Genomic DNA, 7231 nt, shown 5'->3' with positions numbered 1-7231 from the left:
CTGCTGGCCGCCCGCGCCGCGCAGGGCGTCGCCGCCGCCGTCGCCGCGCCCAGCGCCATGGCGCTGATCGCCACCAACTTCGAGGGGCGGGCGCGGGTCCGCGCGCTCAGCGTCTTCTCCGCCGTGACCGGCGCCGGCGCCGCCGTCGGCATGCTCGTCGGCGGCGTGCTCACCGAGGCGGCGTCCTGGCGGCTGGTCTTCTTCGTCAACGTGCCGGTCGGTATCGCGCTGGCGCTGGTCGCCCCGCGCGTGCTCACCGAGACGGCCCGCCGCCCCGGACGCTTCGACGCGGCCGGCGCAGTCCTCGCCACCACCGGCATGACCGCGCTGGTCTACGCGCTGATCCGGGTCGGCTCGGACGGCTGGGGCGACGGCCGGGCGCTCGCCGCGTTCGGCGCCGCCGCCGTCCTGCTCGCCGGGTTCGTCGCCGTGGAGGCGCGCACCGCGCAGCCGATCATGCCGCTGTGGCTGCTCACCGGACGCGACCGCGCCGCGTCCTACCTGTGCCAGCTGCTGCTGGTCGGGGCGAACTTCGGCGCGTTCTTCTTCTGCACCCTGTACCTCCAGCAGGTCCTCGGCTACGGGCCGCTCAAGGCCGGCGCCGCGTTCCTGCCGTTCGTCGGGCTCCAGTTCGCGACGGTCCGCGCCGCGCCGCGCCTGCTGCAGCGGTTCGGCGCCCGCGTCCTGGTCATCGCCGGGATGGCGTGCGCGCTGGCCGGGCTGCTGTGGCTGACGCGGCTCTCGCCCGGCGACGGGTACGCCGCCGGGGTGCTCGGCCCGTTCATGCTGATGGGCGCGGGCGGCGGCCTGTCGATCATGCCGCTGAACGCGACGATCCTCGGCAGCGTCGAGCCCGCCGACTCCGGCGCCGCGTCCGGCGTCGCGCAGACGATGCTGTGGTCGGGCGGGTCGCTCGGGTCGGCCGTGATGGTGACGGTGTTCGGGTCGGGGCACGCCGATGCGGCCGCGCTCCTGCACGACATGGACGCCGCGTTCGCGACCGGCGCGGGGTTCGCCGCCGCGGCGCTGCTGGTCGCGGTGGCCGTGCTCCGGGTCGAGCGGTAGACGGGCGCGGGCGGGGGCCGTCTCCGGTTCCCCGCCCGCGCCGGCCGACCGCTCCGCTCCGTGCCGCCCTCGTCCTCGGCGCTCCGGTCTTCGGCGCTCCGGTCCTCGCGGTTCTGGTCTTCGCGGCTCCGGCCTTCGCCGCTCGGGTCAGCTCTGCGGGGTCCGTTCGGCCAGCCGGCCGCCGATGCTGCCGGCGGCGTAGTCCAGGTGCTTCTCCAGCGCGACGAGCGCGCCGTCCTCCGGGTAGGAGTCGAACCGCACGTCGTCGGCCAGCGACCGCATGATCATCAGGCCGCGGCCGGCCTCCGAGACCGGGTCGGGTTCCGGGATCCGCTCGGCGTCGAACCCCCGGCCCGAGTCGATCACCTTGATCACGCAGCGGTCGTCGTGGATCAGGGCGCGCACCGTGTAGTCGTCGCCGTGCCGTGCGTGCTTGATGACGTTCGTGCAGGCCTCGGTCAGCATCACCTCGATGTCGTCCCGGATGTCCTCGGCCACCCCGAGGGCCTGCAGCGACGCATCGAGGATCTTGCGCGTCGCGGGGACGCTCGCCGTCTCCCGGGGGAGCAGGAGGTCCAGGCTGATGTCCATGTCGCGTCTCCGTCGTCTCCGGCGTCCGTCTCTTTGATGGGTGCCCTGGGCCCCGCGCTCAAACCCCCGTCTCAGCGGAGGCCGGCCCCGCCGGCCCCTCCGGTCCCCGGCGTCGCACCCGTCCCGTCCGGCCAGGCGCCGCGTCCCACGATGTCGAGGACGAGCGCGCCGATGTTCCACGCGTCGTCGGCGCCGGAGTGGTGCCGGCCCTCCAGCGGCAGCCCCGCGTGCCGCAGCGCCCCCGCCATGCCCAGCCGGCGCGGCAGCCCGTGCGCGGCGGAGTAGGCGGCCTTGGCGTTGGTGTGCCGCCGCCCGAACGGGTACCGGACGCCCCCGGCGCACTGCTGCTCGAACTGCTTGCGGTCGTAGTCGCCCCAGCTCGCCCAGGCCCGGTAATGCGACCGGTGCTCGCGCTCCAGCAGCGCGCACGCCTCGGCGAAGGAGATGCCGCCGTCGACCTCCTCCTGGGTCAGCCCGGTCAGCTCGGTGCAGAACGCGCTGACCGCCGACCGCTCCGGCCGCACCAGGATCCGGTGCTTCGCGACGCGCCGCCGCTCCTCCAGGTCGACGACGCACAGCCCGATCTCGATGATCTCGTTCACCTGCCCGGGCGCCTTGCGCTCCCAGCACGTCGCCTCGACGTCGACGACGTTCAGGTACCGTCCGAACCGCTCGTCCATGGACCGGGACCGTACCGGCGCCCGGGCCGGCGCCACGACCGGTTTTTCAGGGGGTGCCGGCGGGGCGCGGCGCGTAGTCGTCCACGTACTCCTGCCCCGACAGGCTCTGGATCGCCTCCATGATCTCGTCGGTGACGACCCGGGCGACCTTGCCGCGCGGCATCCCGGCGTCGCGCCCCGCGAACCGCATCGGCTCACCGATCCGGACCTCGATGCGGCCCGGCTTCGGGACGACCTGCCCGCGCGGCTGCACCCGGTCGGTGCCCTTGATGGCCACCGGCACGACGGGCGCGCCGGTGCGCATCGCCAGCCGCGCCACCCCCGTCCGGCCCCGGTAGAGCCGCCCGTCCGGCGACCGGGTCCCCTCGGGGTGGATCGCGAAGACGTCGCCGCGCTCCAGCACGGACGCGCAGGTGTCGAGCGCGTCGAGCGCGGCCCGCCCGCCCGACCGGTCCACCGCGATCGCGCCGACGCCGCGGAAGAACGTCGCGGTCGCCTGGCCCTTCACGCCGGTCCCGGTGAAGTACTCGTGCTTGCCCAGGAAGTGGACCCGCCGGGGCACGATCAGCGGCAGCACGAACGAGTCGATGAACGCCAGGTGGTTGGCCGCCAGGATCACCGGCCCCGTCCGCGGGACGTTCCGCAGGCCGCTCACCCGGGGGAGGAAGGCCACCCGCATCGCGGGTCCGAGAACGACGTACTTCATCAGGGGATAGACAACGCGTTCGGGGTCCATGTCCGAGAACGCTATGGCGCCCGCCCCCGCCCCGGCGGTGGTGGGCCGTTACAAGTTCGACCCTTGGAAGTTTGTAGGTCTCCGCACTGGACCCACTTTAAGTGTGTCCAATTGAATTGGAGGCAACCAATCGAAGGGACCGGCATGGACACCCACTACACCGCCGTCGCCACCGCCAACGGGCGGGAGGGGCGCGCCGTCAGCTCCGACGGGCGCCTCGACCTGACCCTCGCCCCGCCGCGCGAGATGGGCGGCAGCGGTGACGGCACCAACCCCGAGCAGCTGTTCGCCGCCGGCTACGCCGCCTGCTTCGCCAGCGCCCTCGGCGCCGTCGCCCGCGGCTCCCGCCAGGACGTCCGCGACGTCTCCGTCACCGCCGAGGTCGGCATCGGCGGCAGCGTCGAGAAGGGCTTCGGCCTCAGCGTCGTGCTGCGCGTCGAGCTCCCCGACGGCCTGGAGAACGGCCGCGAGCTGGTCGAGCGCGCCCACCAGGTCTGCCCCTACTCCAACGCCACCCGCGGCAACATCCCCGTCGAGCTCGTCATCGAGTGACCGTCGACGTGCGGCGTGCCGCCCTCGACAGGGAGGCACGCCGCAGGTGAACGCGGTTCCGGGTCAGGAGCCGGCCGACGCGGCGCCCGCCGCCATCGCGGCCCGCTGCGACCGGATCACCTTGCTCACCGCCGGTGCCGCCGGGCCCGACCGCGCCGTCAGCTCCGCGATCCGCCGCCTGTGCCGCCGCCGCTCGGACCCCGGCAGCACCGACTTCAGCCCGCCCGCCGCCGCCAGCGCCACCGCCGCCGCGTCGTAGCTGTTCACGTGCGCCACCGGACGCCCCCGCAGCGCCGACGACGCCCCGCCCCACAGCTGCTTCACCACCCGCGGGTCCCGGACGGTGACCTCCTCGGCCGGGAACACGCCCAGCACCCGGCGCCCCCGCACCCGGATCCAGCCGCCGCGCTCCAGCTCGTCGCGCACCGTCCGGACCGCGGACCGGGCCTCCCTGCGCACCCAGTGGTGCCAGGGCCGCGGCCTCGACGCCGAGATCTGCGCCACCAGCCCGTACGGGTCCTCGCCGGGCGTGCCCGGCACCGGCCTGCCGCGCCGCTCCTCCAGCCGCCCGTCCAGGAACAGCTCGGTCAGCGCCGCGCCCCGCAGCACGTACCCGAGCCGCGCGCCCCGCGCCGTCATCCGCTGCTTGCGCAGGTCGTAGGCCAGCAGGTACATCCTCGCCGGCAGCGTCTCCGGAACCTCGACCATCCCCTACCCCTCGCCTTCACCCCGCCCCGAGCCCCGCTCGCCCGGTGCCCCCTGCCCGTCCGGCGCCCCCTGCTCGCCGGGCGCCTTGCGCGGCCGGCCCGGCCGCCGCATCCGTCCCGCCGACCCCGGCATCCGCCCGGCGTCGGCCAGCGCCTGCCGCAGCAGGAACTCGATCTGCGCGTTCGTGCTGCGCAGCTCGTCCCCGGCCCACCGCGCCAGCGCGTCGTGCACCGCCGGGTCGAGCCGCAGCAGGATCTTCTTGCGCTCGGTCGCCACTGCCCGCGGCTACTGGTAGAGCGTGCCGGTGTTCACCACCGGCTGCGCGTCCCGGTCGGCGCACAGCACGACCAGCAGGTTGCTGACCATCGCCGCCTTGCGCTCCTCGTCCAGCTCCACGACGTCCTCCTCGTCCAGCCGGTCCAGCGCCCGCTGCACCATGCCGACCGCCCCGTCCACGATCCGCTCCCGCGCCGCGACGACCGCGCCCGCCTGCTGCCGGCGCAGCATCGCCTGCGCGATCTCCGGCGCGTACGCCAGCCGGGTGATCCGCGACTCCACGATGTCCACGCCCGCCGAGGCGACCCGCTGCCGCAGCTCCTCCGACAGCCGCCCGGTGATCTCGTCGGCGTTGTCGCGCAGCGACGTCCGCTCCGCCGCGTCGTAGGGGAAGCTGCCCGCGATGTGCCGGACGGCCGCCTCGGTCTGGAACGCCACGAACTCCACGAAGTCGTCCACCTCGAACACCGCCCGCGCGGTGTCGCGCACCTGCCACACGACCACCGCCGAGATCTCGATCGGGTTGCCGTCCAGGTCGTTGACCTTCGCCAGGCCCGTCTCGTGGTTGCGGATCCGGGTCGACACCTTCCGCCGGTCCGTCAGCGGGTTCACCCACCGCAGCCCGTCCTCGCGGACCGTCCCCTTGTACCGCCCCAGCAACTGCAGCACCCGAGCCTCGCCCGGCGCCACCGGCGTCAGCCCCAGCGCCAGCACGATCCCGACGATGATCAGCACGATCCCCGCCGCGACCCCGGCGACCGACGCCGCGCCCGTCCCGTTGACCCCGGCCACCAGCGCCGCGACCCCCGCCAGCGCCACGACCACGGCCAGCCCCAGCATCGGCCACCCGCCGCGGTCCCGCGCCGCCCGCTCCTCGACCCGCGGCCGCGGCATCTCCACCTTCGCCCCAGCGTCCACCACGCCGGCCACCTCCTCCTTGAGTATCGTCAACATAGCAAAGTGATATCACTTTTCCCAAATGGGGAAGCCCGGCCCCTGGAGAGGGACCGGGCCGTACGGGCCGGCATGGGTCACCGGGTGTTCTGGACGGGGGCCGGGGCGGGGGGCTCGGCGGGGGTGTCGTCGGGGATGACCTTGGGGACGGAGCGGAGGGTGACCAGGGCGAAGACCGCGACCAGGGCGGCGAGGCCCGCGCTGCAGACCAGGGCGCCGTGCATGCCGTCCACGAAGGCGTCGCGGGCGGCGCCGAGGAGCGGGCCGGCGACCCTGGCGGGCAGGGCGGACGCGGCCTCGAAGGCGCCGGCGAGGGAGTCGCGGGCCGCGGACGCGGCGGGGGCGGGGACGTTCGCCGGAAGGTGCAGGGAGTCGCGGTAGACGGCGTTCAGGACGCTGCCGAGGATCGCCATGCCGAGGGCGCCGCCCAGCTCGGTGGCCGTCTCGGAGATCGCGGACGCGGCGCCGGAGCGGTCCTTCGGGACCGACGCGAGGACGGTGTCGGCGGTCGTGGTCAGCGCCATGCCCATCCCGATGCCGGACATCAGCATCCCCGCCAGCATCACCCAGTAGCCGCTGTCGAGGCCGACGGTGACGAAGAGGGAGAACCCGCCGGCGGCGACCAGCATGCCGATCGCGACGACGCGGGCGCGGCCCAGGGCGTTGATCAGCGGCGGGGCGACGGCGGCGCCGCCGACCATGGCGCCCGCGGCGCCCGGAAGCCCGGCGAGGCCGGCCTTCAGCGGCGACCAGCCGAGCGCCAGCTGGAAGAACAGCGAGAAGATCAGCGACTGGGCGACCAGGGCGAACATCGCGAACATGTTGGTGCCGACGGAGCCGGAGAACGCGGCGCGGCGGAACAGCCGGACGTCGATCAGAGGCTCGGCGATCCGGGTCTGCCGGATCCAGAACGCGGCCAGCGCGACGGCGCCGACCACCGCGGCGACCGCCACCCGGGGCTCGTCCACGCCGTGCGCCGCCGCTTCCTTGACCGCGTACACCAGGCCGAGGACGCCGGCGATCGACAGCGGCACGCTCACGAGGTCCAGCCGCCCGGTGACGGCGGAGCGCGTCTCGGGCAGGACGAAGGCGCCGGCGAGGAACGCCACGGCCATGATCGGCACGTTGATCAGGAAGACCGAGCCCCACCAGAAGTGGTCCAGCAGCGCGCCGCCGATGACCGGCCCGAGGCCGACGGCGAGGCCGCCGACGCCGCTGAAGATCCCGATCGCCATCGTCCGCTCCTTCGGGTCGCTGAACACCCGGCGGATCAGCGACAGCCCGGACGGCATCAGCGTCGCGCCGGCGACGCCGAGCAGCGCCCGCGCGGCGATCAGCAGCTCGGCGCTCGGCGCGTACGCGGTCACGGTGGACGCGACGGCGAACAGCGCGGTGCCCGTCAGCAGCAGCTTCTTGTGCCCGATCCGGTCGCCGATCCCGCCCATGGTGATCAGCAGTCCGGCGAGCGCGAACCCGTAGGCGTCGGCGATCCACAGGATCTGCGTCGCCGACGGGTGCAGGTCGGCGCTCAGGTGCGGGATGGCCTGGTTGAGGGCGGTCAGGTCGATGTTCGGTCCGCACCGCCATGGCGTCCCTCGCCCACGGGCGCCTCAGCATCGCCGCCCTCTGCGTCGGCCTCGCCCAGCGCATCCTCGACGACACCGTCGAG

At 74.5% G+C, this 7231-nt stretch carries 10 protein-coding genes; 3 read left to right on the top strand and 7 right to left on the bottom strand.

Annotated features, from left to right (window positions below; genetic code table 11):
- On the top strand, positions 1 to 1065 hold a 1065-nt coding region (locus ABZ914_RS43015), incomplete at its 5' end, for an MFS transporter (protein ID WP_500200542.1).
- Between the two features lie 147 nt (positions 1066 to 1212).
- Here ABZ914_RS43015 and ABZ914_RS43010 read toward each other — a convergent pair.
- From ABZ914_RS43010 to ABZ914_RS43000, 3 genes are all read right to left on the bottom strand, one after another.
- Complete coding sequence (locus ABZ914_RS43010; RefSeq protein WP_190863783.1) at positions 1213 to 1656, bottom strand: ATP-binding protein; 444 nt, start codon at positions 1654 to 1656, stop codon at positions 1213 to 1215.
- 71 nt (positions 1657 to 1727) lie between these two features.
- Positions 1728 to 2336, bottom strand: a complete 609-nt coding sequence (locus tag ABZ914_RS43005) for a 3'-5' exonuclease (protein WP_500200541.1) — start codon at positions 2334 to 2336, stop codon at positions 1728 to 1730.
- Positions 2337 to 2382: 46 nt separating this feature from the next.
- Positions 2383 to 3042 carry a lysophospholipid acyltransferase family protein gene (locus tag ABZ914_RS43000; protein WP_500200540.1) on the bottom strand — a complete coding sequence of 220 codons (660 nt, stop codon included), beginning with the start codon at positions 3040 to 3042 and terminating at the stop codon, positions 2383 to 2385.
- 174 nt (positions 3043 to 3216) lie between these two features.
- On the opposite strand from ABZ914_RS43000, the gene ABZ914_RS42995 reads away from it, so the two are divergent.
- Positions 3217 to 3624, top strand: a complete 408-nt coding sequence (locus ABZ914_RS42995) for an organic hydroperoxide resistance protein (RefSeq protein ID WP_500200539.1) — start codon at positions 3217 to 3219, stop codon at positions 3622 to 3624.
- Positions 3625 to 3687: 63 nt separating this feature from the next.
- Here ABZ914_RS42995 and ABZ914_RS42990 read toward each other — a convergent pair whose 3' ends face one another.
- The 4 genes from ABZ914_RS42990 to ABZ914_RS42975 form a co-directional block, all read right to left on the bottom strand.
- A complete protein-coding gene (locus tag ABZ914_RS42990; protein ID WP_500200538.1) occupies positions 3688 to 4332 on the bottom strand; it encodes a GOLPH3/VPS74 family protein in 645 nt (214 codons plus the stop codon).
- A 3-nt stretch (positions 4333 to 4335) separates the two neighbouring features.
- Positions 4336 to 4608: a type II toxin-antitoxin system antitoxin gene (locus ABZ914_RS42985; protein ID WP_433151859.1), complete on the bottom strand. Its 273-nt coding sequence runs from the start codon at positions 4606 to 4608 to the stop codon at positions 4336 to 4338.
- Positions 4609 to 4617: 9 nt separating this feature from the next.
- Positions 4618 to 5562 carry an SPFH domain-containing protein gene (locus ABZ914_RS42980; protein ID WP_500200537.1) on the bottom strand — a complete coding sequence of 315 codons (945 nt, stop codon included), beginning with the start codon at positions 5560 to 5562 and terminating at the stop codon, positions 4618 to 4620.
- A gap of 77 nt (positions 5563 to 5639) precedes the next feature.
- Positions 5640 to 7130 carry an MFS transporter gene (locus ABZ914_RS42975; protein ID WP_500200544.1) on the bottom strand — a complete coding sequence of 497 codons (1491 nt, stop codon included), beginning with the start codon at positions 7128 to 7130 and terminating at the stop codon, positions 5640 to 5642.
- A 17-nt stretch (positions 7131 to 7147) separates the two neighbouring features.
- Between ABZ914_RS42975 and ABZ914_RS42970 the strand changes: the two genes are divergently transcribed.
- On the top strand, positions 7148 to 7231 hold an 84-nt coding region (locus ABZ914_RS42970; protein WP_500200543.1), incomplete at its 3' end, for a hypothetical protein.

The organism is Spirillospora sp. NPDC046719, assembly GCF_040645715.1.
GTDB lineage: Bacteria > Actinomycetota > Actinomycetes > Streptosporangiales > Streptosporangiaceae > Spirillospora.
Note: the sequence above shows the minus strand (reverse complement) of the source record. Positions and strands in the feature narration are given on the sequence as shown.

What these genes read in the sequence shown, in the direction of transcription:
- ABZ914_RS43010 (WP_190863783.1), bottom strand. Translation starts at nt 1,656, where the DNA reads ATGGACATCAGCCTGGACCTCCTGCTCCCCCGGGAGACGGCGAGCGTC.
- ABZ914_RS43005 (WP_500200541.1), bottom strand. Translation starts at nt 2,336, where the DNA reads ATGGACGAGCGGTTCGGACGGTACCTGAACGTCGTCGACGTCGAGGCG.
- ABZ914_RS43000 (WP_500200540.1), bottom strand. Translation starts at nt 3,042, where the DNA reads ATGAAGTACGTCGTTCTCGGACCCGCGATGCGGGTGGCCTTCCTCCCC.
- ABZ914_RS42995 (WP_500200539.1), top strand. Translation starts at nt 3,217, where the DNA reads ATGGACACCCACTACACCGCCGTCGCCACCGCCAACGGGCGGGAGGGG.
- ABZ914_RS42990 (WP_500200538.1), bottom strand. Translation starts at nt 4,332, where the DNA reads ATGGTCGAGGTTCCGGAGACGCTGCCGGCGAGGATGTACCTGCTGGCC.
- ABZ914_RS42980 (WP_500200537.1), bottom strand. Translation starts at nt 5,562, where the DNA reads ATGTTGACGATACTCAAGGAGGAGGTGGCCGGCGTGGTGGACGCTGGG.